The organism is Bacillus infantis NRRL B-14911, assembly GCF_000473245.1.
In the GTDB taxonomy this organism is placed as follows: domain Bacteria; phylum Bacillota; class Bacilli; order Bacillales; family Cytobacillaceae; genus Bacillus_AB; species Bacillus_AB infantis.
In genome coordinates this window covers 2823404-2848478 of sequence record NC_022524.1, presented here as the reverse complement: position 1 = coordinate 2848478, position 25075 = coordinate 2823404, and the positions used below count along the sequence as shown (strand labels likewise).

The window sequence follows — 25075 nt, the reverse complement described above, 5'->3', positions numbered from 1 at the left end:
ACCCGGAAAAATATTTACCGATAAAAGGAGCATCAGGCTTTCGGGCCTGATGCTTTTTTATCGGAATTTTCTTGCTATTCCTGCAGATTTTACTAAGAGTCCTTTTATGTTAAGATTATTTGTGGATTTTAACAAAATAAGAGAAGAGCAGTTTTATAGAAGCTATAAATTTGCCTTATCATCAGGGAGTAGTGAGAGAAAGATGGAACGGCTACAGCAAGCGGCCGCCAGGCTTCCGCAATGGTTGCCGGGGGTCATTTTGGCTATTGCGATTGCAGCAGCGGCAAAATTTCTGGGCGGCATTTTTCCTTTGGTCGGCGGAATATTATTTGCCATCCTGATAGGGGCTGCCCTTCGCAACACAGCAGGCATAAACCCGGTTTTTGAACAGGGGCTTACACTGACGGTTAAAAGGCTTCTCAAAGCCGCAGTCGTATTGCTCGGGGCCGGGCTGAATATTTTTGATATTTTTGAAATAGGGAGGCAATCCCTGCTCATTATTTTTGTATCTGTTTGCTCAGGCATACTTCTGACACTTTGGTTCGGGCATTTTCTGAAGCTTGGTAAGACCTTATCACTATTGATCGGGGTGGGGGCAAGCATTTGCGGAGCAACGGCCATTTCAGCTGTAAAAGGTCTCCTGGGGGCAAAGGACGATGAAACCGCATACGCCATCTCGACAATCGTTTTTTTCAACCTGATTGCCTTTTTTCTATATCCGATCATCGGTCATGTATTTCATATGAACGAGCAGGCTTTCGGAATATGGGCAGGTACGGCAGTCCATGATACCTCCTCTGCAATTGCAGTCGGATATGTTTATGGAAATGAAGCAGGGGAAGTTGCGACCACGGTCAAGCTGGGAAGGACAATATTCCTTCTGCCGCTGATACTCATCCTCCCTATCCTGATGGGAACGGCAGATAAAAGCAGCCGGGCAGGTTCTTTCAAAAAAGCCTTTCCCTGGTTCATCGTCTGGTTTCTGGCTGTCAGCATGCTCAATTCATTCGGAGCATTTCCAGCTGCAGTCCAAGATTTGCTGAGCAGCATTTCAAAGTTTGTCATTATAATGGTCATGGCGGCTGTCGGCCTGCAGACAGACCTTAAACAGTTTGCCAAACTCGGCGTAATGCCGCTGCTTACAGGACTATTTGCATCGGCTGCGGTATCGCTCATCAGCTTTGGGCTGGTCTATTGGCTGATTCTGTGATTCTAAATATAAGAAATGAAAAAATGGAGCCCTTCACTGAAGGAGCTCCATTTTTAAAAGTATGCTTATTCTTGCGATCGAAGTTTGATTTCAGCCGTTTTTATTGCCTGCCTTTTTTGGCGGTCACACATACAGCCAGTACAGGCTGCACATCCTTAAAGGATGCCTGTATTTCTTCGTAGCCTGCAGAGGCCAGATCTGCTTCAATGACTTTTGCCAGATTTTTTGTAATAAGGGTGTCAGCATCTTTCTCGCGCGGCTGTACAGTTATGGCAATTTCTCCGCCGGCCTCCGTAATTTCATAAAGCATGCCCAGGGTTTCCCTTGGTTTAGTCCAAAGGGGATAATTGTTTATTGAAACAATTTTATGATAGGTGTCCAGGTCTGATGCAATGCTGTGTATATCTCCTGTAAACAGCCTGACCCTTCCTTCATCTATCCATTCATTATTCCTCTTTTCCGCAGATGCTGCCATGTCTGGTGAGAGATCAACTCCATCGATATAGACACAGCGGAATCGGTTCATAATATATTTTATGCAATAACCGGGACCGTATCCGACTTCAAGGATGCGGTCCTTGTTCTTAATATTAAGCTTCTTGGCCGTCCAGCTGTTGATGGTCCGATTTTCGCTGTACATAATTTTGCCTGCCAGCTTGCCGAGCATTCCCTTAGGGTTTTCAAATTGTCTTGCAAGTATATTGAACATGGGGTTCACCTCTAGAAAGAATATTTATATATAAACCACATCCGGCTGCCTGTTAAACCTTTCTATCGAAAAAAAACAAAAAAACGGGGATAGTAAGAATAATTCTTCAGTAGGAGGCACGAAATGGAACAGCAAAAAACATATGTCGAGAAACACAGGATTGCAGAAAATGTATACGTTTATAGAACGGCAATTGCGAATATCGCTTTTTTAACAGGGCTGGGCCCTAAAGGAAGAGATTGGATTCTTGTCGATGCAGGCGTGCCTTTATCCGGCGGTTTCATCATCAGGTTTGCAGAGAAGATGTTCGGGAGGGAATCCAGGCCTCTTGCCGTCCTGATGACACACGCTCATTTTGATCATATAGGCGGGTTGAGGGCAATACTTTCTAAATGGGATGTTCCCGTCTATGCACACAGAGCTGAGCTTCCGTATCTGACAGGAAAAGAAACCTATCCGCCGGCAGACCCTGCTGTCGGGAGAGGACTAATGGCCCTGATATCGCCTTTATATCCCAGAAGGCCGATCGATATCGGGGAGAGCGCTAAGGAACTCCCTGAGGATGCTTCCCTGCCCGGTCTCCCGGGATGGAGATGGATACATACCCCGGGCCATACTCCCGGGCATGTATCTTTTTTCCGGGATGACGACGGTGTTCTGCTTGCAGGCGATGCCTTTATTACTGTTAAGCAGGAGTCACTGATGGCTGTAATGAGCCAGGCTAAGGAGATACATGGGCCGCCGGCATATTTTACACCTGATTGGGACACCGCAGGACAATCGATCCGCAAGCTGGCTGCTCTTAATCCGAAAGCGGCATTAACGGGGCACGGTCAGCCATTTTATGGAAAAGAACTCACGGAAGGGCTGGAAAAGCTTACAAAAGGTCATGAAACGTTTGTGGTGCCCAAGCAGGGGAAATATGTTCATTAACACAGAACTGTTAAAAGGATGGATAGCGTGAAATATAGCGAAAAGCATTATAGAAGTGACCTTGCCCGCTATTTCCGCGATATAGAAGGACAGCTGGGGACGGTCGAGACTACGATGAAAGAGCTGGACTGCTGTATACTGACAGAGTTCGAAAAGCTGCAAAAGCTCGTAGCAGATGCCCAGAACCTGGCTTCAACCTATTATCTCCAGACCTTCCTCTCTCCGTTCAGCAAAGAGTATGCCGGCATTTCGCTTGCTGCCCAAAGGCTGTCAGAGAAAAGGCATGGAGCCCTTATTGTCGTGCAGCGGGAAGAATCGCTTGCAGCATTCCTCCATAATGGCGTCCCGGTTACGGCCAATGTCAGCCCGATTTTGATTGAAACGATCTTCTATCCGGGCAACCCGCTTCATGACGGTGCCATGCTGATTGAAAAGGATAAGATCATTTCAGCAGGCAATATCCTTCCTGTGGCGGATACGGAGCTTCAAGGCAAGAAGGTCGGAACGAGGCACCGTGCTGCCATGGGGCTGTCTGCACAGACAGACGCTTTGGTCATTGTTGTTTCTGAGGAAACCGGCCGGATTTCCTTCTCGGTGAAAGGAAAATTATACAGTATAAAAAACTGATTCCAATAGGGGTCAGTTTTTTTCAGCCCAATTTGATGGGTAATTACCATTGTACGTGCAATATTGGCTGATTATTCCATAAATATATAAGGGCTGATATCACGGAATGTACAATTCCAGATATATAGAGGGAATTTGAGGAGGGTATTTATGTTTTATCATATTAAAGAGCTTCAGTATCAGGCAAAGCCGGATCGGCCGGATCCCCTATTTGCTAAAAAGCTTCAGGAAGTATTGGGGGGGCAATTCGGTGAAATTTCTGTAGCACTTCAATATCTCTTTCAAGGCTGGAGTGTGAGAGGAAATGGAAAATATAAAGACTTGCTAATGGATACGGGCACAGAAGAACTAGCCCATATTGAAATGCTCGCAACGATGATTGCCCGTTTGCTTGATGGTGCTCCTGTTGGTGATCTGGAAGATGCAGCCAAGGATCCAATCATGGCGGCCATCCTTGGCGGAATGAATCCTCAGCATGCCATCGTCTCAGGCTTGGGGGCAATGCCGGCAGACAGTGTAGGCAACAGGTGGACAGCAGATTATATCATAGCGAGCGGAAATCTTCTCGCCGATTTCAGGGCCAACCTGAATGCGGAGTCGCAGGGACGTCTTCAGGCTGTAAGGCTGTATGAGACTACAAACGACAGAGGCGTAAAGGATATGCTGTCATTCCTGATTGCCAGGGATACGATGCACCAGAACCAATGGATAGCAGCTATTAAGGAATTAGAAGCTGCTGAAGGCGGAATCGTAGTTCCTGTTTCTTTCCCGAAAGAATTGGAAAAGCGCCAGGTCAGCTATACGCTGTTTAATTTCTCCCAAGGAAATCAGAGCGCTGAAGGCCGCTGGGCGCAGGGTGTCAGCATGGATTGCCAGGGAACCTTTAATTATGTGGAAAACCCGCAGCCGTTTGGCAAGGCGCCGAAGCTGAAGCCGGCACCTCCATATATACACGACACACCGCCGGCTGCGCTTAAAGCGAATCCAGCAAATATTCCACCAAGCATGTGCTGAAGGACACCGGAGAACCTTCGAATGCGATTAAAATAAGGCCCAATGCCTCAATATAAATAATGGTCCTTCTTAGTAAAGCAAGCTGCTTTACAAAGAAGGGCTTACATAACACTGGTATGATAGAAAGACTCTTTGCCGATCCGATTGCTGCTGCCAAATCTCCAAGAGGCCTGGAAGGGCTATTTTTGAATATTTGGCAGCTTTATAAACAAAATATTAGGACTAACTGCCTTATATCTGGTTAAATAGATATTAGGTACACATTAAAAATGTGCATATAAACCAGACAACCTGTCTATACGGACAAAGCATACGAGCATATGATACAGTAACCACTAACCACTAGTACCCATTAACACCTTCCTTTTCAGCGGGGGATCTTCCTCCGCTGCTTTTGCTTGCCCTTGAGCAGTTTCCTGGGCAGAAGGAAATCCAGACAGAAAGCGGGATGATCTTTTTGTGCGGCAGGTTTACTTTAACAGAAGGAATACATGAGCTTCAGTCACAATTAAATTTTTCCTTCGAAGGGGAAATATCACCAAGATACAATATTGCTCCAAGCCAAAATATCCTGGCAGTAGCTGCTGGAAAAGGCGGAAGGCAAGCTGCTGAATTGCGATGGGGGCTTATACCATTCTGGGCGAAAGATCCGAAAATCGGCTATAAAATGATCAATGCCCGTTCAGAAGGGATTGAAAGCAAACCAAGCTTCAGGGATGCATTCAAACAAAGACGCTGCCTGATTCTGGCTGATGGATTTTACGAATGGAAGAAAACGGCGGATGGGAAGCAGCCTTACCGTTTCATTTTGAAGGAGGGCAGGCCTTTTGCCTTTGCCGGGCTGTGGGAAAGATGGGAAGGGCCGGATGCACCTGTTTTCTCCTGCACGATCATTACAACCGAACCAAACAGCGTAACAGAAGAAGTTCATGACCGGATGCCTGTCATCCTGAAAAGCAGTGATTATGATACATGGCTGAATCCCAGAGAAAAAGACCTTGGGAAACTCAAAGAGCTTCTTGTACCTTATCCTGCGGAGGAAATGGAATCTTATCCGGTATCAACGCTTGTGAATTCACCCAAGAATGAGCTGGCTGAGCTGATATCGCCGCTCAACAGCCAATAAAAGTGCAACTTTAAATAAATAGAGGATTGGTGAAGAGTAACAATGACGAAAGAATACATAAGAATGCTTGAAGAAAAGGTAAAGGAATATGAAGAAGTAATATCGCTGATGTCTGCACCGATCATTCCATCCATTATTCCCAGTACAATCCTTGTTCCGATAACAGGTTTGCTGGTTGCTGAAAGGTTTGAGAAAATCCGGGAGAAGATCATGCAGTATATCCAGAAAAATGAAGTGGAAACGGCTATTATCGATTTTACGGATATTACAATCGACCGGATCGAGCAGATGAGCCTGTCAGAGCTGGGCATTGAAATCGATCAGCTGACAAAGTCGGTGCGCCTCATGGGGGTTGAACCTTACTTTGTCGGACTTTCCCCGGTTCTTATCCGTGAGGTTGTTCTGACTGGCATCAATCTTCAGGCAGAAACTTTTTCTGATTTCCAGGCAGCTCTGAAATATCTGATGAAAAAAAAGGGACTTTCCTTCTCAGCATCTGATAACTGATAGAAAATGGGGGAGTAAGGATGGCTATAGTGGAGCAATTAGCAGAAAGGCAGCTTGAAGCCTATAATCGCCAGAATCTTGAAGAATTCCTTGAAGTGTATAGTGAAGATGTTGAAATCCGCAGCTTTCCTTCACAGGAACTGCTTTATGCAGGAAAAGAGGAAATGCGCAAAGTGTATAAGAGATTATTTGAAAGCAATCCCCGCCAGAAGGCAGTCCTTTTATCCAGAATAATAAAAGGCAGCATCTGCATCGACCATGAGAGCGTGAAGGGAAGGGCAAGCGGAGAAGAAACAGAAGCAGTTGCCATGTACGAGGCGGAAGCTGGCAGGATCAAAAAGGTATGGTTTGTTTTATGATCACCTTGTAAAGCGGCGTGGAACCACGCCGCTTTTCCTGTGAAAGGCACAATAAAAGCTCCAAGCTGCAAAAATCCTTCTTGCTGGCAGAATATTCTTTTTATATAATAGATTCAATGTATTTCGATTATAGAAATAAAAAATGGGGGAATCAGCTTGGGACAGCATATGGAAGAGATTGAAGGAATATACAGTGAAGTGCATGATGCACAGACGCAGTACGGGCGTCTCCTTTGGACACAATATACAGCCGGATACGATTTCGGCCTAAAAGACCAGTACCAGAAAATAACCAGCCTTCTGAAGAATGAGAAAAGCTATGAATTGGTGAGGGAAGCACTGGAAACAGAGCAGGACCCACTGAACAAAAGAAAACTGCAGCTGGTTGACAATCTATTCAAACCTTACCATTTGTCACAGTCGCTGAATGAACTGGATGAGGAAATCCAGGGGAAAGTCAGTGACCTGTCCAAGTTGTTGAACCAGTTTCGATACACCTTTCAGGGCAAGGAGGTTTCCTCTGTTGAACTTGGCCAGGTAATGAGCCGGGATGAGGATAAGAACAGGAGAAGGGAGGCTTTCTTTGCCAAAAATCAGATCAACCAGCCCATGATTGATGCAGGATTCCTCGATCTTATCAGCCTGAGGAAAACGTATGCCAAAGAATATGGATCAGCCAATTACATAGCGCATCAGCTTGAGATGAATGAATTGGACGAAGACATCTTCAGCAATTGGCTCCCTGAGCTCCATCAGTCCCTGCCTGCCATGGAGAAGGCGAGGGCCGGATTTGCAGAGCAGTTCCTCCATGAAGACAGGATCCTGCCCTGGGATGAGCAGTATATCGATGCAAAGATTGCCCCTCTGCTGAATCAGGAAGTGGATATGTCCGATTATTTCGGGAATATCAATAAATTATTTTCTCTATTCGGGTTTGATATTAGCAGCTATAATATTACGTATGACATTTTTCCGAGAAAAAACAAATCGGAATGGGGCTATAACTTCCCGATTGAAACGGCAAAGGATTCACGGATACTGGCTAATGTGAAAAATAAATTTCATGAGTATGGTGTGCTTCTCCATGAAACAGGCCATGCCGTCCATTCCTTTCTGCTGGATCCGGAGGAATTGATATTGAATACAGGTGTGAGCGGGATCATCAGTGAAGGGATTGCCAACTTATTTCAGGGATTTCTTTACAGCCCGCAGTTTTCCGGGAGTTTTTTCAGCGGGTCTGATGGCGCGGCAGAGCAATTTTCCAGGCTGAAGGAATACCGCAAGACAAACTCGCTGCGAGCCATCAGCCGGATCTTTTTTGATCACAGCTTTTATCTCAATGAAGCCTCTTCACTGGATGACGTGTATCAGCTTTACTGGAAGAACCACAGGGAAGTGCTGCAGGAGGAGCCATTTGGTGATGAGCCGCCATGGGCTTTCACGATTCATTACACTACCCATCCGATTTATCTTCACAATTATTTCATGGGCGATGTGACTTGTGAAATGCTTAAGGGGGTTTTTGAAAAGAAGCATGGAAATGGCCTGCTCGCAGACCCTGAAGCTTTCGGCAGCTTCCTTCTGAATGAAGTCATCAGGCCCTCAGGCAGTCTGAAGTTCGGGGAACTGTTCAAAAGGATAAGCGGGGAAGAATTTTCTTTGAAATTCATGAGATCATAATAGATTGCGCAATGCTGCGGCGCTGGCAGATCCTGCTCCGCAGCATGCTGTATTTGAAGATGCACCACGAAAAGGAGAAAAAGAAAGATGCTAAAACGCTTTTTTTCATATTATATACCTCATAAAAAACTATTTACGCTCGATTTCAGTTCGGCCGTCATAGTCGCCCTTCTGGAGCTTGCCTTCCCCCTTGCTGTACAATGGTTTATCGATAAGCTCCTGCCAAGCGGCAACTGGTCGATGATAGTTTCAGTCAGTGCAGGTCTGCTGGCTTTATATATAGCGAGCACTTTCCTGCAGTATATCGTCAATTACTGGGGCCATAAGCTGGGCATCAACATTGAAACAGATATGCGCCATCAGCTGTTCACACATGTCCAAAGGCAGTCTTTCCGATTTTTTGACAACACCAAAACAGGGCATATTATGAGCCGGATAACGAATGACCTTTTCGATATCGGCGAGCTTGCCCATCATGGGCCGGAGGATCTGTTCATTGCCATCATGACCTTTGTCGGGGCCTTCTGGATCATGCTGACCATCAATGTGAAGCTTGCTCTCGTAACGATCCTGATCGTGCCATTCCTCGTATGGCTGATCACTTTCTGCAATATCAGGATGAACAAAGCCTGGAAGCAGATGTACAGCGACATAGCTGATGTCAATGCCAGGGTAGAGGACAGTGTCTCCGGAGTCCGCGTTGTCCAGTCATTCACCAACGAAGACTTTGAAATCTCCCGCTTCTCTGTCAATAACCGGAAATTCCGTAAAGCAAAGCTTGCCGCATATAAAATCATGTCCTACAGCTCATCAGGCATTTATATGATGACAAGGATGATGGTGCTTATCGTCCTTGTTCTCGGGGCATGGCTTAGCTACCAAAACCAGCTGTCCTATGGCGAGCTCGTCGGATTCGTTCTGTATGTGAATGTCCTTTTCAAGCCGATTGATAAAATCAGTGCCCTGATGGAGCTTTATCCGAAAGGGATGGCAGGATTCAAGCGGTTCATGGAACTCCTGGATACAGAACCGGAAATAAAGGATGCTCCCGACGCTATTGAAGTGGCTTCCCTTAAGGGGAATATCGCTTTGGACAATGTTTCGTTCAGCTATGATGACAGCAAACAGGTGCTGAAAGACATCGACCTTACCATTAGGGCAGGGGAAACGGTGGCTTTTGTCGGGCCTTCAGGGGCGGGGAAAACAACCATTTGCTCGCTGATCCCGAGATTTTATGATGTGAATGGAGGAAGCATCACCATTGACGGCATGGATATCCGGGATATGACCCAATCATCCTTGCGGAAGCAGATCGGGATCGTCCAGCAGGATGTATTTCTCTTCACCGGAACTTTAAAGGAGAATATCGCTTATGGCATGCTGGATGCATCTGAGGAGCAGATCCGGTCAGCCGCCAAGCGTGCCCATCTGGAAGGATTTATCCATTCCCTGCCTGACGGGTATGAAACTCAGATCGGCGAACGGGGACTCAAATTATCCGGCGGGCAAAAGCAAAGGATTGCGATAGCAAGGATGTTCCTGAAGAATCCGCCAATCCTGATTTTGGACGAAGCCACATCGGCCCTTGATACTGAAACGGAAATGATCATTCAGAAGGCCCTTTCAGAGCTTGCACAAAATCGGACGACGCTCGTAATCGCACACCGTTTGGCAACCATCCGCAATGCAGACCGGATCGTTGTTGTGACAGAAGACGGGATTGCGGAGCAGGGAGGGCACGATGAACTGCTCGCGAAAGGCGGCATTTTCGCCGGCCTTCATCAGGTTCAGTACCAGCAGTAATCAGATCTTCATAAAAAAGAAGCAGCCAAGCGCATAGCCGGCTGCTTCTTTTTCGTTTTCTATATTATCCGCGCTTTCTTTCCTCCAAACTCTCTTTCGATTTCTGCGGCAGGCTTCGGCGGGCTGAAATAATAGCCCTGGATTTCATGGCAATCCATCCTGGACAGCATATCGGCCTGCTCTTTCGTTTCTACACCCTCAGCAATAAGATGCAGCTTTAAAAAGGAAGACATGGAAATGATGGCAGACACCATCGAATGCCCGTTTCCATTATCGCCAAGCCTGTCTATGAAAGACTTATCGATTTTAATGGTATCGATGGGAAGTTTATCAATATAGCTTAAAGAGCTGTAGCCGGTCCCAAAATCATCGAGGCTGATTTTCATTCCGTATTTTTTCAGGAACTGAAGCTTTTCTATTGTTTCCTTCTCGTTGAACATGGCAAGACTCTCAGTGATCTCGATTTCGAGAAGGGAAGGGTCGATGCCTGCCTGTTCAGTGCAGCGGGTAATGCTTTTAACCAATCCGGGATTCGAAAAAGATTTTTGTGATAGATTAATTGAAACCGGGAGCCCCATGAGTTCTGTGCTGTGCCATCGCTTCAGCTGAAAGCATGCTTCTCTCAGCACCCAAAGCTCAAGCGCGGCAATCAGTCCTGACTGTTCGGCAACCGGTATGAAAACACCCGGAGGGAGAATGCCCTTTTGTGGATGCTTCCACCTTACAAGCGCTTCAAACCCGGTTAGGCATTCTTTTAAAATATTATATTTCGGCTGGTAGTAAAGCATCAGCTCGTCACTTTCAATGGCTTTTTTCAGTTCATTCTCAATAACGATCTTTTCCAGGCTGTGCTGGTTCTGTTTTCTTTCATAGAGCGCAAAAAAAGCATGATCATTTTTGCTTACCGTCCTCTTGGCGTTTTCGGCATTCCGCAGCAATTCGGACGCTTCTTTGCCATGATCCGGAAAAATGGCAGCGCCAATCGAACACTCAAGGAAGATTTCATGATCATCCACCGTGAAGGGTTCGGCAAAGGCTCTTTCAATTAGCCCTGCTGCTTTCTCGAGGTCCAGATTTTCCCTGATCAGGAGAGCGAACTCATCGCCATTCAGCCTGCCGAACAGGGCGCTCTCGCCAAAGGCATTCTTCAGCCTTGAAGATGCCTCTCTTAGGAGCCCGTCGCCCTCCTTTATCCCAAAAACCTCCCTGATACTCCTGATGCGGCCGATTTCAATGCTGAGGATTGAGACAGGACTCCCTTCTGCAATGACCTTGTCTGCTTCATAAATGAACTTTCTGGAATTATAGTGGTCCGTCAATTCATCATGATTGACTAGATGCCGGATCCTTTCCTGGCTTTGAATGATTTCCGTTATATCCTTAGCAATTCCATATACGCCAATGACTTCTTTTTGCAGAACGATAGGAACAGCAATAATCCTTACAATAGCGGAGATTCCATCTTTCCGCTGCATAGTGACCTCAAACTCAGAAGGGATTCCCTCCTTCGCTTGCAAAAAGTAATCCAGCGTCCTGGAGATATCCTTTTCAAAGATCAATGGAATGAAAGTCATTTGAAGCAGCTCCGCTTCTGTATAGCCGGTCAGTTTTTCCGCCATTTTATTAACCGAAATAAAGCGGCCCTCCAGATTGATGGAGAATACTGAATCGGGATTGGAATCAAACAGCGAGCTGAAATGCTGCTCGCTTTTCTCAAGCCTCGTTTCGTTGACGGTATTCCTGTATTCGCCGAACAGGTCCGGTACGATGGCGAGCGTAGTCATTGCCAGGATCTCCACTGCATATGGGAATAAGAACAGCTCATTAAAATAACCGCTCTGGATGCCAACAGCCGAAATGGCAGTCAGATACGGGATGCCGGACAGTGCCAGGCCAGCTGCCAGGCTTCCGATCAGCTCCCACCGCCTGCTACTGCTGTTTTCAGGCTCCTTGCTCAGCTGCAGGAGGAAGCGGAGGGATGAAAAGGATATCCCTAGAGTGATTAGGCCGGTCATTAAAACGAGCGGCAGATTCAAATGTAAATCATGGTGAAACAGAATAAAAACGGCAGAATAATCAGCGAGCAGTATGATACTGGTAATCATAAAGCCGGCAAGCAGATACAAACCCGTTCCCAGCTGTTTCTTGATGCCCATCTTAATGGCCAGGAAACTGCCTCCGATACAGCTGAAAAGGAAATATAGAAAATAAAAAAAGAAATCGACTGCATCGACTTTGGCATTCAAAGCAAGAACAACAAACAAGTTTGTCAGGAAAAAGGTAATGCCAATGATTGAGGCATCTCTCAGAAGATGATCTGATGTATTGCCCTTCGAATTCGAGGATTTCCTGACTGAGCGGAGTAAAAGAGAACAATTAATGATGGAAAAAATAATTCCGAGCAGAGCATAAAAATATTGCAGGTTATTAAGCGAGACCAAGATGCCCCTCCTCCAGATATAGTTACTACATTTAGGTATATTTTATTATATCAGGTAAAAGAGCGCCGGGACGATTGGCACAGGACTTTTATTGAAAATAATAGAGATGTATTCTGCAGAGCCTTCAACAGGTGGAGAAGAAGGATAGTTACAGAGAAGTAACCAACTTACTTCAAAGTGAGTACTTGTTAAAAATCAAAAAATATTCCATAATCAAAAAGATAGTGCAGCGTGCACTAGCCCATCAATTTTTAGGGGGTTTTTTTTATGAAATTAAGAGTTTCTGCAGTTCAATACCACCTGCATACTATTCGTTCATTCCAGGACTTTGCTGACCAGTGTGAACATTATATAAAAACAGCACAGGAATATGGATCAGAGTTCGTCCTGTTTCCAGAGTTTTTCACAACGCAGCTTCTGTCAATCGGGAGTGAGCAGGGAACAAGGCTGACCATCAATGAACTCCCAGGGTTTACGGATCAATACAGGGAGCTGTTTTCCCGTTTCGCAATTGAAACAGGGATGCATATCATCGGAGGCACCCATGTTGTCAGCCGAAATGGAAAATTATACAATGTGGCCCACCTGTTCTATCCGGACGGCAGGATAGGGGAGCAGGCAAAGCTCCATATTACACCGACAGAGGTACATGAATGGAATATGTCCCAGGGAGACGGCCTCAGTGTCTTTGATACAGATAAAGGGCGCATTGCGGTCCTCACTTGCTATGATATTGAGTTTCCTGAAATCGTCAGGATGGCGAAAGCGAAAGGGGCGGATGTGATTTTCTGTCCTTCCTGCACAGATGACCGCCATGGCTTCCACCGTGTCCGCTATACCAGCCATGCAAGGGCGATTGAAAACCAGGTATATGTAGTTGTGACTGGCACTGTCGGATCTCTTCCTACAGTTGACTTCATGCGCGCCAACTTCGGGCAGGCCGCAGTGCTGACGCCTAATGATGTTCCGTTTCCGCCTAAGGGTATCATGGCTGAAGGCGAGCTTAATAATGACATGATCGTAACTGCTGACCTTGATTTGAGCCTGCTTTACGAAGTGAGGGAAAGAGGTTCAGTGACAACCTGGCGCGACAGGCGCAGTGACCTGTATACAGACTGGGAAAATACCGGGATAGAAGGCTGAGAGTATGGAATACGAAAGCCGTTTCTATGTTCGAGATGGTGAAAAGATGCTGCAGGCGGCAGTCAGGAACTATCAAAGAAAAGATTTTCCTGAGCTGATCAGCATCCAGGCGGAATGCTTTCCGCCTCCTTTTCCAGAAGAACTGTGGTGGAACAGGGAACAGCTGGAAAACCATGTTTCTCTCTTTCCGGAAGGTGCACTCTGCATAGAGGTTGATGGCGAGCTTGCCGGCTCAATGACAGGGCTTCTCGTGCAGTTCGACCCTTCTTCACCTTCCCACACATGGGAAGAAGTGACAGACGGAGGGTATATCCGCAATCATAATCCGAATGGAAATACTTTATATATCGTGGATATCAGCATCCGGCCAAAATACCGTAAGCTCGGCCTGGGCAAGATTCTGATGCAGGCTATGTATCATACGGTCATTGGCCTTGGGCTGGAGCGGCTGCTTGGGGGAGGGCGCATGCCGGGCTATCATAAGCATGCAGCGCTCATGAGCCCTGAAGAATATGTCCGGAAGGTTACAGCAGGAGAACTGAAGGACCCGGTCCTTTCATTTCTCCTGGGATGCGGGCGGGTCCCGATTGCTCTGGTGTCCGGTTACCTGGAGGACGGGGAGTCCTTGAATTATGCCTGCCTGATGGAATGGAGAAATCCTTTTTTACAGGAGAATAAATAACTATTTTTGGAGTGTGTCAGATGGAGTATATCCGCATTACAAGTATTGAAGATCCATTATTTGTCAAGATGCATAATTTAATGAAGGACGTTTTCCCTCCGGAAGAGGTGCTGGAATATGAATTGTGGAAAGAACCGCTCGAGGATCCCGGCATCAGGGTGTTTATTGCCCTTGAAGACGGCGAAGCCGTAGGCGCAACAGAATACCGCTATTATCCTGACTGGAATATCGCCATGACCGATTTTACCATCATCGGCAAGCCGGGCCTGAGCATCGGGCGCTTTCTTGCAGTTAACAGGCAGAAAGACCTTGAAGGGCTTGCAAGGGAAAATGGCAAAGAGCTTTTTGGGATGTTTGCAGAAATTTATGACCCTTATCAGGCCGGCAGCCATGAGTTTGGCGGAGTGAAGGCGATGAATCCGTTTGTCCGCCGGGAAGTGCTCTCACATCTGGGGTACAGACGTCTGAGTTTTGAATATGTACACCCATCATGGAAGAATGACGGTGAAGCGGTGAAAGGTCTTGATCTATGCTTCATGCCGGCAAATGAAGAAACGCAGGAAATACCTGCAGCCCTTGCTGCAGATTTTCTTGAAACTTATTACAGCGTCCTTTCCAACAAGCCTGCCGAATGGCTCGCAATGGTTGAAGGATTGAAGAATAAAGAAACAATCGAACTGCTGCCATTGTAAAAGCAGCACTAAAAAATAGAGAAAGCCCGCGGCAGCGGGCTTTTTTTTCAATTGCGGGTGACAGGCACCTATACCACTCCTATACCACTTCCAAGAAGATTTCTGCACTTACCTTAACATCCATTTTCAATCAGATATTAGGTTTCCTCAGCTGTTCTGAGCCATTCGGAGCAATTCATGGGCACGTTCACCTGCAAGTTCGGCGAGCACTTCCCAGATCTCATCACGGAGCAGATCCAGTTCTATGATTTTCTTCGCAAGTTCGGCTGCTTCTCTTTCCATCCATTTCCCCTCCGGTTCAACTTTTGTCCAGACCCTTTTCTCTTTGCAGTTTCTTATATTCTCCCTCAAGTTCTGTCAGCGTCAATGATTTTACATAAGAATCGAGCAAACCGCCTTTAACGAGCAACTGAATGAAATACTTCTTCTTTTTCTCAACTGCCTCGCGAAGAAATGGCACCGGCCCTCATCCTTTCTTTCGTTTTTTATAGTGTAGAAAAAAACATGAGAAATTTCATTTGCTTTGTAAGAAAATCTTCCTGTTTTTTCATAAAAGGGTTAATTAATGTCAGATTTTCTTACATAACTCTGTGAAAATCTGTTTCTGCATATATATAATGGAACAAAGATAAAGCCATCGGGGTGAGTGTATGAAAGAAGAACCTTCGTACAAGAACAGAAAAGTCATTTCCATTGGGGTGGTAAGCGAGCTGACAGGATTGAGTGAAAGGCAGATTAGATATTATGAAGAAAGAAGCCTCATTTTTCCCGAAAGAACTGAAAAGGGGAGCAGGAAATATTCCTTCTCAGATGTTGAACAGCTCATTGATATTGCCAACAAAAGAGAAGAAGGGGTCAGAACAGACGAAATCAGGAGCGATTATCTGAAAAAAAATAATACCAAAGATGAGAAACTCCGCGAGCAGATGCTAAAAGGGCAGATTAATGCCCGCTTTGGGATCCGGAGGAAATAATAGTTATTCACTGAATTTTATAAATTTTTCCGCCTTTGAAAGATATACTGGCCTAAGAGAATACAACATGATTTCATCCAAATGGCGTCCCATCCACACATCCTGCCTATGCTTCAAAGTGTTACCGTGAGAAAGACCATTGGGCTTGTGAAAAATAATGAAAAGAGTTCTCCTCTATGGAGGGCTTTTTTGATCCTGTATAAATTAAAGGGCCAAATATGCCATGCAAAAAGGACCCCCGCTCAAAACTGGAGCGGGGGTCCCGGGCATTTAGTAGTCTGATAAAATGATATGCTAGTCTCCAACAACCTCGAATTGAGTTACCTTTGGAATGACAGAGGCGAGCTCCTGGTCTGGGTATTTCTTTTCAAGATCATGGATTTCCTTGAATTGGGCGCTTTTTACCCAATTTAAATAGCTTTCCTTTGTATCCCATTCCATATGGACGGTAATGTCCCCTGGTCGTTTGCTGTTCTGGAGCAGAAGGAATTTTTTGAAGCCTTCGGACTGATCTACTTTCCGTGAGCGGTTATGGTAGATTTCTATTACCTCTGCAGCCTTTTCAGCCGGCACGGTAAAGGTAGAATGGACAATATACATAGTAAGCACTCCAACACTTTTTTGTCTATCATAACATGGAGGAGTCCTGCTTACAATGAAGCAGCAAAGCATCTTTCACCTTCTGCACTGCTCAAAAATGATAGAACAGGGAAAAGGCGTTATAATATAAATAATAAATATATCGCAAGTGAGGTATTCCATGTCTTTTATTAATGGCGGGCTTGTCATGCTTTCCGAAATGCTGGGAAAGCTGCCTCCTTCAGAGAAAAAAATAGCATCCTTCATCCTGGAAAATCCAAAGGAAGCGATCGCATTGACAGCCAGTGAACTGGGCAAGCGGAGCTCCACAAGCAGTGCGGCCGTAATCAGGCTCTGCAAATCACTTGGGCTGAAAGGCTACCAGGAATTGAAGCTTAGGATTGCCGGTGATCTGCAAAAAACTGACCACCCCGGATTCCGTGATATTGAACCGAATGAATCACAGCATTCCATCATTGAGAAAATGTCGAGCAACAGCATCCAGACAATCAGGGAAACTGCCGATCTGCTGAGCGCAGAAGAGCTTTCCAAAGCTGTCGAAGCCATCCAGAAGGCGGAAACAGTGCATTTCTTTGGGGTAGGCGCCTCCAGCATCATCGCCCAGGACGCCCAGCAGAAATTCCTTCGCATCAATAAGCATGCTACAGCCTTTGCTGATATCCATATGACTGCTACACTGGTCGCGAATGTTAAGCCGGATGATGTGGTTTTCGGGATATCTTTTTCAGGCAAGACATTTGAGGTCGCCAAGATACTTGAGCTTGCCAATAAGCGGGGCGCTGTAACAATCTCTCTTACAAAGTACGGAAGCTCCCTCGTTTCAGATCAAGCGGATATCAGGCTGTTCACATCTTCCACAAAAGAGCCAACATTCAGGAGCGGTGCAACTTCCTCGAGGATCGCACAGCTTCATGTTATTGATATTCTTTTCATGTGCGCCGCTTCCAGACAGTATGATGAAAGCGTTGCCTATCTTGATGAAACGAGGAGTGCCATTGATTTTCTGCGCGAGAATGTTAAGTCGAAGCATTTGAAGTGAAAAGAACCGGACCAGATTCCGGTTCTTTTTTTTCAAACAAGGGGAGTAAATCAAGCCATTTTTCGGAAAACAGTCTGCTCTTATTTTCTTAAAAAATACGCGGCAGCCAGTAATAGACTGCCAACACGATGATAAATAGGCTGATTAAGTTCAGCCAAAAACCGCTTTTGATCATATCATTAATTTTGATATAATCAGAACCGAAAACAATAGCGTTGGGTGCTGTGGAGATCGGCAGCATAAATGCACAAGAAGAAGCGAGTGCGGCCGCTGCCATTAATCCATATGGCTCGATTCCAATGCCATAAGCCATTCCGACTGTTATTGGGATAACCATATTTGATACTGCAGTATTCGACATAATTTCAGTCAGAAATAAAATGATCGCTGAGAGGGTCAGTACTATGAAAAAATAGGGATAACCGATTAAGGTTTCCAGTTGAGTCCCTATCCAGTTTGTCAGTTTTGATTCTGTAAAGGCGGCTGCCAGGGAAAGCCCGCCTCCAAATAGCAAAAGCAGCCCCCAAGGCAGTTTTGAGGCATCTTCCCATTCAAGCATCCTTTCTTTTTTGATCTTTGCGGGGATAAAAAACAGCAGGAGTGCTCCAAAGATACCAATCATAGAGTCATTGATAGTCTCGGGAAGCAGACCCCCAAGAACCCACAGCAGGCCGGTAAGGAAAAACACACCGGCAACCATCTTTTCTTCATAAGTAACAGGACCCAGCTCCTGAAGTTCTTTTTTTATGTATTGCTGATTGTCACCAATGCTGACTTTGACTGGAAACTGAACTCTGGTGATATACAAGTAGGTCAAAATAAGAAGAATCACTGTAAGTGGCAGTGCGAATATCAGCCAATCTGAGAATGTTATAGTTCTGCCAAGCATTTCTGCAGAAATGGCTGCGAATGCAGCATTTGGTATTGACCCTACCAGTGTTGCCAGCCCGCCAATCGTGGCTGAATATGCGACTGACAGCATAATGCTTTTGCTGAAAAAATCAAAGCTCTTGTTATCCAGTACAGTGTCTGCTTTTATTTGTTTCGTCAGAGCGAGTGCTATAGGGAACATCATGAGTGCTGTTGCTGTGTTGTTGATCCACATGGATAAAAGTGAAGTAGCCAGCATGACTCCAAGGATAATACGGTTTGAGCTTGTTCCGATAACACTAAGAATTGTTAAGGCGATTCTTTTGTGTAGATTCCACTTTTCGATAGCGATGGCTATTATAAAACCCCCCATATACATAAAGACTATCGGATTGCCGTATGCGGAAGCGGCTTTTCCGCTATCAAGCCCTCCGGATATCGGGAGGAGGATCAGCGGGAGAAGAGAAGTGGCAGGTATCGGAAGAGTCTCAGTAATCCACCATATGGAGATCCAGGCTGTTGAAGCCAGTACTGCTTTTGGTTGAGGATCCATATCCATAAAAAACATAATAGCTGCAAAACTTAAAGGTCCAAGAATCAGACCAATAATTTTTGCCTTTGAATAAGTATTTTTCTTTTCGGTTTGCATGTGTGCCTCCTTTAATGTCTGTGTTTTTCGATGGAATATTATGTAATGGATAGAAAATATCTACCCTGCAACACCGACAAGGTAAACCGCTTTCAAGATTTTGGGCTGCGTATTTCTGGATGAATCTTTTGCCGCTTCCCAGCCGCCCTAGTAAAATATAAGAATCAAAGCCATATATGGCGGTTAAGGAAGGTAATGGTATGAAAGGCTCCAGATATGAAAATTATGATGGTGTGAAAAACGAACATGGGTTCAGGGATATGCTGCGCTGGTCGAGGGAGAGGCGGAGGAATAAGAAAGATCTTAATGTGCAGATAGCTCAGGCTGAAGAGAAGGAAGCAGAGAAGCTTAAGAAAAACCGGGAGTCCATGTCAGTGACTTGGATAGGGCATTCGACCTTTCTTATACAGATTGGCGGATTGAATATGATCACTGACCCTGTGTGGGCTTTAAGGATGGGGGTGCAAAAGAGACTGACGGAGCCTGGACTGCCAATCACTTCCCTTCCCCCCATTGATTTGGTCCTGATTTCTCATGGCCATTATGATCATCTTGACTTTCCAACAATCAAAAAGCTTGGGGGAAATCCGAAATTCTTTGTTCCGGCAGGATTGAAGGGGGCTTTTGCTAAGCGGGGATATACGAATATCCACGAGGCAGACTGGTGGGACAGTTTTGAAGCGGGCACCCTTAAGCTTACCTTTGTCCCTGCCCAGCATTGGACAAGGCGGGGCCTGAATGACACCAATACTTCCCATTGGGGAGGCTGGATCATAGAGAATCCTGAAGATGAACAATCAGTTTATTTTGCAGGGGATACGGGCTATTTCAGGGGATTCAAGGAGATAGCGGAAAAGCACAAGCTAGATATTGTCCTGATGCCGATTGGAGCGTATGAACCCGAATGGTTTATGTCTGTTTCCCATATCAATCCCGAGGATGCAATAAAAGCCTTTCTGGAGCTTAAAGGAGAGCGGTTCATTCCCATGCATTATGGTGCATACCGCCTTGCAGATGATACAGGGCCTGAAGCCTTGGAGAGGCTGGAAAAAGAATGGGACAGGCTTGCATTGCCCAAGGAACAGCTAAAGGTCCTGAAGCTCGGCGGGACATTCTGGCCTGGAGGGCAATTGTAAAGTTTATGCTAAGATTGGCTGTCAGAGCTTCTTCCCGGTGCAGAAAATATATAGGATAAAAAAGAGCGGGGAAGTCTATCATTGGATAGACATGCCATTTTTTTATTATAATAAAATAGACATAATTCGAGAGAGGACTGAGCCGCGTTGCAAAACAGAGAAGAAAGTCCAGAAATTAAACTGATTGCATTGGACATGGACGGAACATTATTGAATGAAAAAGGCGAAGTATCGGATGGGAACCGTAAAGCTATAAAGGAAGCCATTGAAGCAGGCATCAAAGTGGTGTTAAGCACTGGCAGGACAAGGCTTACCTGCAGGGATCACGCAGATTCTCTGAAGCTTGACTCCTATCTTGTGACAATCAACGGAGGGGAGATATGGGGACCGGACGGGAGCCTTGTGGAAAGGAATCCGGTTTCTGCAGAGCTGATCAGCTGGATGTGGGATTTGTCAAAAGAGCATAAAGCCGGCTTCTGGGCAGTTAACAGCGAGAAGGTGTTCCGAGATGAGATGCCGGAAGATCTGCTGTCAAACGAATGGCTGAAGTTCGGTTTTAACATCGAGGACGATGCCGCAAGGGAAACGGTTCTGCAGACATTGGCAGAACGGGGAGAGCTGGAAATAACGAACAGCGCCCTGACCAATATCGAAGTCAATGCACTGGGAGTCAATAAGGCTAATGGCATTAAGAGGGTCTGCGAACTTCTTGGCTTAACGATGGATCAGGTGATGGCTGTCGGGGACAGCCTGAATGATATTTCAATGATCAGGGAATGCGGCTGGGGTGTGGCGATGGGAAATGCCCAGGAGACAGTAAAGGAAGCAGCCGACGCAGTGACCGCTGCCAACACTGAAGATGGAGTAGCAGCAGCTATCAGAAAGTTTGCCCTCAAAAAGCAGCTAAGCTAGTTGAATTGAAAAATAAGGCACTCTTTATGTTCAAAAAATGCCCGGGATATCTGAGGCGGCCACAATATGTGGTATCGTTCAGTTTCCTGGGCATTTTTTTGTTATTCAGCTTTTTTTATATCCGTATAAAGTGAAATTTCCACATTTCCTTTTACAGCCCTTGAAATCATACAGGATCCCTCCGCTTTTTGGGCAAGCCGTTCGGCAAGCTGGAGGTCCCGGTCTGACGCGTCCGATTTCAAAATAATCTGAGGGCGGTGGATAATTTCTTTATAGGTTATGACTCCGTTAGTAACATCGACTATTCCTGTCGATTCTATCGTTAAGTCCTCTTTTTCGAGCCTGCTTCTCTCCATCATGGCAGCCAGTGTAATGATATAGCATGTCGCGGCTGCACCGAGGAGCATTTCATCCGGATTAGTGCCGACGCCAGGCCCGTCCATTTCCGGCGGGATGGATATTTTCGTAGAGAGCCCCTTTGTTTCCAGTGTTCCAGAATCATTGCGCAATCCTGGCCAGTGGGCTTTTAGTTCAAATCGGTGTTCCGCCATTATGCATCCTCCTGACAATAAAAGAGACCATATCAGCCTCCAATATGGGACATTTCAACTTTTTTCCGGGAAGTGCCGCTGCTTTTCAGCTCATCCCTCGTCTCTGAATACCGGTCATCCCTGGCATTCCAGATACCAGTGATGATGCTTTCAAGTTCATCATCGGTTTTTCCTGCACGGAGCGGCTCTTTGAGGTTATGCCCGGCAGAAGAAAACAGGCATGTATACAGTTTGCCTTCAGCAGAAAGCCTTGCTCTGTTGCATGATGAGCAAAAAGCATCAGTGACGGAAGAAATAATCCCAAATTCAGATTCTGAGCCTTCATATACATATCTTTTTGCAACTTCCCCCGGATAATTCGGCGGGGCAGGCTGGAAGGGCAAGACTTCCGCTATATCGCGGAGGATATCTTTCTTTGTATAAACGGTATCCATATTCCACTGGTTTGTGTTCCCGACATCCATGAATTCAATGAATCTAAGAGCATGGCCTTTTTCTTTGAAAAATTTGGCCATTGGGATAACATGATGATCATTTACGCCTTTCTGGACAACCATGTTAATTTTTACTTTCAAGCCGGCTTCAGCTGCTGCGTCAATTCCTTTCAGCACTTGATCAACTTTGATTCCGCGGCCGTTTATTTTTCCGAACAGCTCATCATCCAGTGAATCGAGGCTGATGGAAACCCTGCGCAATCCTGCAGATTTCAGTTCTTTTGCATAGCGGGGCAGCAGTATTCCATTAGTGGTCATGGCTATATCATCAACCCCGGGGATGCTGGACAATTTCTCAACAAGCTGGGGGAGATCTTTGCGCATTAAAGGCTCACCCCCGGTGAGCCTGAATTTTTGGATTCCAAATGCCTTCGCAAAAACGGACGCAAGCTTCTCTATTTCCTCAAACGAAAGGAGCTGGTCCTTCGGCAGGAAGGCATATCCGGGGCCAAAAATTTCCGCCGGCATGCAGTAGGTGCAGCGCAGATTGCATTTATCGGTAACGGAGATGCGCAGATCCCGCAGATTTCTGTCTAGTTTATCTATGAGCATGGGATGGCCTCCTTTAAATTTAAATTTCTGTTATCCGTTCCGGGCAGGAGTATACATTAAAGGAATTTCCCCTGATAAATCCTGCTGCAGTAATGTTCAAATCTTCCGCAAGATCAATCGCAAGGCCGGTCGGGGCAGACTTGGACAATAAGATGCCGACCCCGATTTTGGCGGCCTTCAGAAGCACTTCAGAGGAAATCCTTCCGCTGAACGCAATCGCTTTATCCCGTACAGGTATCTTATTTATTATACAGTATCCCAGAATTTTATCTAAAGCATTATGCCTGCCAATATCTGTACGGCTGATGATCATCCTGTCGCCATGGAATAAAGCTGCATTGTGGACACCGCCGGTCTGCCGGAAATCAACACTGGCTTCCTGCAGCTGCTTCATCGCTGATAGGCATTCTTGGGCTGTTAATGAAGCTGTTGAAGTGGAGGTCTTTGCTGTCTTCACATCACTGAGGAGATAAAACTGCCGGCTTTTGCCGCAGCAGGAGCCGATGAATCTTTTGGAATGGGCTGGTTTTAAGGCTGGAGTGTAACTGCTTACCTCGGCATAAGCGAAGCCCTTGCTGCTGTCTACCTGGAGACTTGTCAGCTCTCTGCTGCTGCGGATGACTCCTTCAGAAGCAAGGAATCCGACCGCAAGCTCTTCCAGTCCGTCCGGGGAACAAACCATTGTAGCGAATTCCTCGCCATTTATAAAGATGGTGAGAGGGAATTCCTCTGCTATCAGGTCTGCACCCTCTTTAAGCTTTCCATCCTGAAATTGGACTATTTTTCTTTCTTTGCTTATATTCATTCTTTTCACCCGTTCTCTTGAATTACCACAAATATTAGCACATATATGAGAGAAAGCAAGAATTTAAGCCGTGGTATATTGATGCTGTTTATCCAGCGCCGAATACAGGGCATCGCCTTGCCCATTCTCTAAAAACCATCTAAATATTATGACTATTCCGTTTGGAGGGAAGCTTTTAAGGGAATATAGCAATGCTTGTTATGAAAGGGTTTTCTAATTAGAGGAGGGAGATGGAGTGATGGAAAAAACCAAAAACAGGTGGCTGATCGCGGCCTCGGCAGTGGGAATCCATATATCGATCGGGTCTGTATATGCCTGGAGTGTCTTCACCAAGCCGATTGTCAGCGAGTTTGGCTGGGATTTGACAGAGGTCAGCTTTACTTTCAGCCTGGCAATTTTATTCCTGGGCCTATCAGCTGCATTCCTGGGCCACTTTGTAGAAAGATATGGTCCGCGCAAAGCGGGGATATTGGCTGCCGTTTTTTTCGGCGCAGGAATAACCGGATCAGGGCTTGCCATCCAAATGGAATCTTTAATGCTATTATACATCTTTTATGGAGTACTTGGAGGCATTGGTCTGGGTGTGGGCTATATTGCTCCTGTTTCAACTCTCGTAAAGTGGTTCCCTGACCGCCGCGGACTTGCGACGGGGCTTGCTATCATGGGATTCGGTTTTGCTGCCCTTATCAGCAGCCCGATCATGCAGAGCCTCATCAATTCCGTGGGCATTGCAAGCACCTTCTATATCCTTGGGATCTCCTACTTTATTATTATGATCGCTGCCTCTCTCTATTTGGCTCATCCAAAAGAAGGCTGGGTGCCGAAAGGGTTTGAAGGAAAAGGGGATGGCAAGGGTGGGGGAAGGGAAGATTTATCGCAGCTCACAGCCAATGAGGCAGTGAAAACGAAAAGATTCTACTTTCTCTGGATCATGCTTTTCATCAATGTCACCTGCGGCATAGCCATTATTTCTGCTGCTTCTCCTCTCGCACAGGAAAGCATCGGACTTACAGCAGCAGCGGCAGCAGCCCTTGTCGGTGTTCTGGGCGCTTTTAATGGATTAGGAAGGATCGGGTGGGCTTCGATCTCTGATTATATCGGCAGGCCCAATACCTATACGCTCTTTTTCCTGATCCAGATCATTGCTTTTCCGCTTGTCACCATGGTTGATAATCCGCTGCTGTTTCAGATCATCCTTGCCATCATATACACATGCTATGGCGGAGGCTTTGCCTCCATCCCGGCATACATCGGGGATTTGTTTGGGACAAAACAGCTGGGCGCCATCCACGGATATATTTTAACAGCGTGGGCTGCGGCCGGCCTGGCCGGACCGATGTTCGCTTCTTGGGTAAGGGAAACGACAGGGAGCTATTCTCAAAGCCTCTATGTTTTCACAGGACTCTTTGCCGTTGCACTTACTGTTTCATTATTGATCCGCCTTGATATTAAAAGGCTCAGAGAGAAGAAAGCAGATAAAAAGTCAGTAGCCGTCTAGTTATAAAAAGGGCGTTTTGCGGAAGACAGGCTGGCCGCCATAACAGTTGATCGCTGTGTATGGCGGCTA

At 46.0% G+C, this 25075-nt stretch carries 26 protein-coding genes; 17 read left to right on the top strand and 9 right to left on the bottom strand.

Annotated features, from left to right (window positions below):
* Window positions 1-259 precede the first annotated feature (259 nt).
* Complete coding sequence (locus N288_RS14440) at window positions 260-1210, top strand: YeiH family protein (protein ID WP_232217698.1); 951 nt, start codon at window positions 260-262, stop codon at window positions 1208-1210.
* A gap of 100 nt (window positions 1211-1310) precedes the next feature.
* Here N288_RS14440 and N288_RS14435 read toward each other — a convergent pair whose 3' ends face one another.
* On the bottom strand, window positions 1311-1919 hold the full coding sequence (locus N288_RS14435; protein WP_009795585.1) for a methyltransferase domain-containing protein: 609 nt from the start codon (window positions 1917-1919) through the stop codon (window positions 1311-1313).
* A gap of 123 nt (window positions 1920-2042) precedes the next feature.
* Between N288_RS14435 and N288_RS14430 the strand changes: the two genes are divergently transcribed.
* The 8 genes from N288_RS14430 (at window position 2043) to N288_RS14395 (ending at window position 9968) form a co-directional block, all read left to right on the top strand.
* Window positions 2043-2852, top strand: coding sequence for an MBL fold metallo-hydrolase (locus tag N288_RS14430; protein ID WP_009795586.1), 810 nt, complete (start codon window positions 2043-2045; stop codon window positions 2850-2852).
* Between the two features lie 18 nt (window positions 2853-2870).
* A complete protein-coding gene (cdaS, locus tag N288_RS14425; protein ID WP_009795587.1) occupies window positions 2871-3479 on the top strand; it encodes a sporulation-specific diadenylate cyclase CdaS in 609 nt (202 codons plus the stop codon).
* A 150-nt stretch (window positions 3480-3629) separates the two neighbouring features.
* Entirely contained in the window at window positions 3630-4493 is an 864-nt protein-coding gene (locus tag N288_RS14420; RefSeq protein ID WP_009795588.1) for a manganese catalase, read from the top strand.
* A gap of 457 nt (window positions 4494-4950) precedes the next feature.
* Window positions 4951-5619 carry an SOS response-associated peptidase gene (locus N288_RS14415; RefSeq protein ID WP_035403397.1) on the top strand — a complete coding sequence of 223 codons (669 nt, stop codon included), beginning with the start codon at window positions 4951-4953 and terminating at the stop codon, window positions 5617-5619.
* 42 nt (window positions 5620-5661) lie between these two features.
* Window positions 5662-6126 (top strand): STAS domain-containing protein, encoded by a 465-nt coding sequence (locus tag N288_RS14410; RefSeq protein WP_009795591.1) that lies wholly within the window; start codon window positions 5662-5664, stop codon window positions 6124-6126.
* A 20-nt stretch (window positions 6127-6146) separates the two neighbouring features.
* Complete coding sequence (locus tag N288_RS14405) at window positions 6147-6485, top strand: nuclear transport factor 2 family protein (RefSeq protein ID WP_009795592.1); 339 nt, start codon at window positions 6147-6149, stop codon at window positions 6483-6485.
* 156 nt (window positions 6486-6641) lie between these two features.
* Window positions 6642-8165: a gluzincin family metallopeptidase gene (locus N288_RS14400; RefSeq protein ID WP_022544053.1), complete on the top strand. Its 1524-nt coding sequence runs from the start codon at window positions 6642-6644 to the stop codon at window positions 8163-8165.
* Window positions 8166-8252: 87 nt separating this feature from the next.
* Window positions 8253-9968, top strand: a complete 1716-nt coding sequence (locus tag N288_RS14395) for an ABC transporter ATP-binding protein (protein ID WP_009795596.1) — start codon at window positions 8253-8255, stop codon at window positions 9966-9968.
* A 59-nt stretch (window positions 9969-10027) separates the two neighbouring features.
* Here N288_RS14395 and N288_RS14390 read toward each other — a convergent pair whose 3' ends face one another.
* Window positions 10028-12409: a putative bifunctional diguanylate cyclase/phosphodiesterase gene (locus tag N288_RS14390; protein ID WP_009795597.1), complete on the bottom strand. Its 2382-nt coding sequence runs from the start codon at window positions 12407-12409 to the stop codon at window positions 10028-10030.
* A gap of 267 nt (window positions 12410-12676) precedes the next feature.
* Here N288_RS14390 and N288_RS14385 point away from each other — a divergent pair, with 267 nt between their 5' ends.
* From N288_RS14385 to N288_RS14375, 3 genes are read left to right on the top strand one after another with little or no spacing between them, the layout of a single operon-like run.
* A complete protein-coding gene (locus tag N288_RS14385) occupies window positions 12677-13552 on the top strand; it encodes a carbon-nitrogen hydrolase family protein (RefSeq protein WP_009795598.1) in 876 nt (291 codons plus the stop codon).
* 4 nt (window positions 13553-13556) lie between these two features.
* Window positions 13557-14234 carry a GNAT family N-acetyltransferase gene (locus N288_RS14380; protein ID WP_009795599.1) on the top strand — a complete coding sequence of 226 codons (678 nt, stop codon included), beginning with the start codon at window positions 13557-13559 and terminating at the stop codon, window positions 14232-14234.
* Window positions 14235-14254: 20 nt separating this feature from the next.
* A complete protein-coding gene (locus N288_RS14375) occupies window positions 14255-14926 on the top strand; it encodes a hypothetical protein (RefSeq protein WP_009795600.1) in 672 nt (223 codons plus the stop codon).
* A gap of 147 nt (window positions 14927-15073) precedes the next feature.
* Here N288_RS14375 and N288_RS25695 read toward each other — a convergent pair whose 3' ends face one another.
* The gene (locus N288_RS25695) at window positions 15074-15208 is read right to left on the bottom strand and encodes a hypothetical protein (RefSeq protein ID WP_022544052.1); all 135 of its coding nucleotides are present in this window, start codon (window positions 15206-15208) and stop codon (window positions 15074-15076) included.
* 16 nt (window positions 15209-15224) lie between these two features.
* Complete coding sequence (locus N288_RS25195; protein ID WP_022544051.1) at window positions 15225-15386, bottom strand: hypothetical protein; 162 nt, start codon at window positions 15384-15386, stop codon at window positions 15225-15227.
* A gap of 190 nt (window positions 15387-15576) precedes the next feature.
* Between N288_RS25195 and N288_RS14370 the strand changes: the two genes are divergently transcribed.
* Entirely contained in the window at window positions 15577-15900 is a 324-nt protein-coding gene (locus N288_RS14370; protein WP_009795602.1) for a MerR family transcriptional regulator, read from the top strand.
* A 294-nt stretch (window positions 15901-16194) separates the two neighbouring features.
* Here N288_RS14370 and N288_RS14365 read toward each other — a convergent pair whose 3' ends face one another.
* Window positions 16195-16500 carry an antibiotic biosynthesis monooxygenase family protein gene (locus N288_RS14365; protein WP_009795603.1) on the bottom strand — a complete coding sequence of 102 codons (306 nt, stop codon included), beginning with the start codon at window positions 16498-16500 and terminating at the stop codon, window positions 16195-16197.
* Window positions 16501-16660: 160 nt separating this feature from the next.
* On the opposite strand from N288_RS14365, the gene N288_RS14360 reads away from it, so the two are divergent.
* The gene (locus N288_RS14360) at window positions 16661-17539 is read left to right on the top strand and encodes a MurR/RpiR family transcriptional regulator (protein WP_009795605.1); all 879 of its coding nucleotides are present in this window, start codon (window positions 16661-16663) and stop codon (window positions 17537-17539) included.
* A gap of 88 nt (window positions 17540-17627) precedes the next feature.
* Here the strand turns inward: N288_RS14360 and N288_RS14355 are convergent, their stop codons facing one another.
* The gene (locus tag N288_RS14355; protein ID WP_009795606.1) at window positions 17628-19058 is read right to left on the bottom strand and encodes an SLC13 family permease; all 1431 of its coding nucleotides are present in this window, start codon (window positions 19056-19058) and stop codon (window positions 17628-17630) included.
* 200 nt (window positions 19059-19258) lie between these two features.
* On the opposite strand from N288_RS14355, the gene N288_RS14350 reads away from it, so the two are divergent.
* Window positions 19259-20194 carry an MBL fold metallo-hydrolase gene (locus N288_RS14350; protein ID WP_022544049.1) on the top strand — a complete coding sequence of 312 codons (936 nt, stop codon included), beginning with the start codon at window positions 19259-19261 and terminating at the stop codon, window positions 20192-20194.
* Window positions 20195-20341: 147 nt separating this feature from the next.
* A complete protein-coding gene (locus N288_RS14345; RefSeq protein ID WP_009795608.1) occupies window positions 20342-21106 on the top strand; it encodes a Cof-type HAD-IIB family hydrolase in 765 nt (254 codons plus the stop codon).
* A gap of 101 nt (window positions 21107-21207) precedes the next feature.
* Here the strand turns inward: N288_RS14345 and N288_RS14340 are convergent, their stop codons facing one another.
* Genes N288_RS14340 through fdhD form a run of 3 tightly spaced genes read right to left on the bottom strand, consistent with a single transcriptional unit; the run spans window position 21208 to window position 23508 of the window.
* Window positions 21208-21657, bottom strand: a complete 450-nt coding sequence (locus N288_RS14340; RefSeq protein WP_009795609.1) for an OsmC family protein — start codon at window positions 21655-21657, stop codon at window positions 21208-21210.
* Window positions 21658-21689: 32 nt separating this feature from the next.
* Window positions 21690-22703, bottom strand: coding sequence for a GTP 3',8-cyclase MoaA (gene moaA, locus N288_RS14335; protein WP_022544048.1), 1014 nt, complete (start codon window positions 22701-22703; stop codon window positions 21690-21692).
* A gap of 19 nt (window positions 22704-22722) precedes the next feature.
* Entirely contained in the window at window positions 22723-23508 is a 786-nt protein-coding gene (fdhD, locus tag N288_RS14330) for a formate dehydrogenase accessory sulfurtransferase FdhD (protein WP_009795611.1), read from the bottom strand.
* A gap of 238 nt (window positions 23509-23746) precedes the next feature.
* Here fdhD and N288_RS14325 point away from each other — a divergent pair, with 238 nt between their 5' ends.
* A complete protein-coding gene (locus tag N288_RS14325) occupies window positions 23747-25006 on the top strand; it encodes an L-lactate MFS transporter (protein WP_009795612.1) in 1260 nt (419 codons plus the stop codon).
* The last annotated feature ends 69 nt before the right edge of the window (window positions 25007-25075 follow it).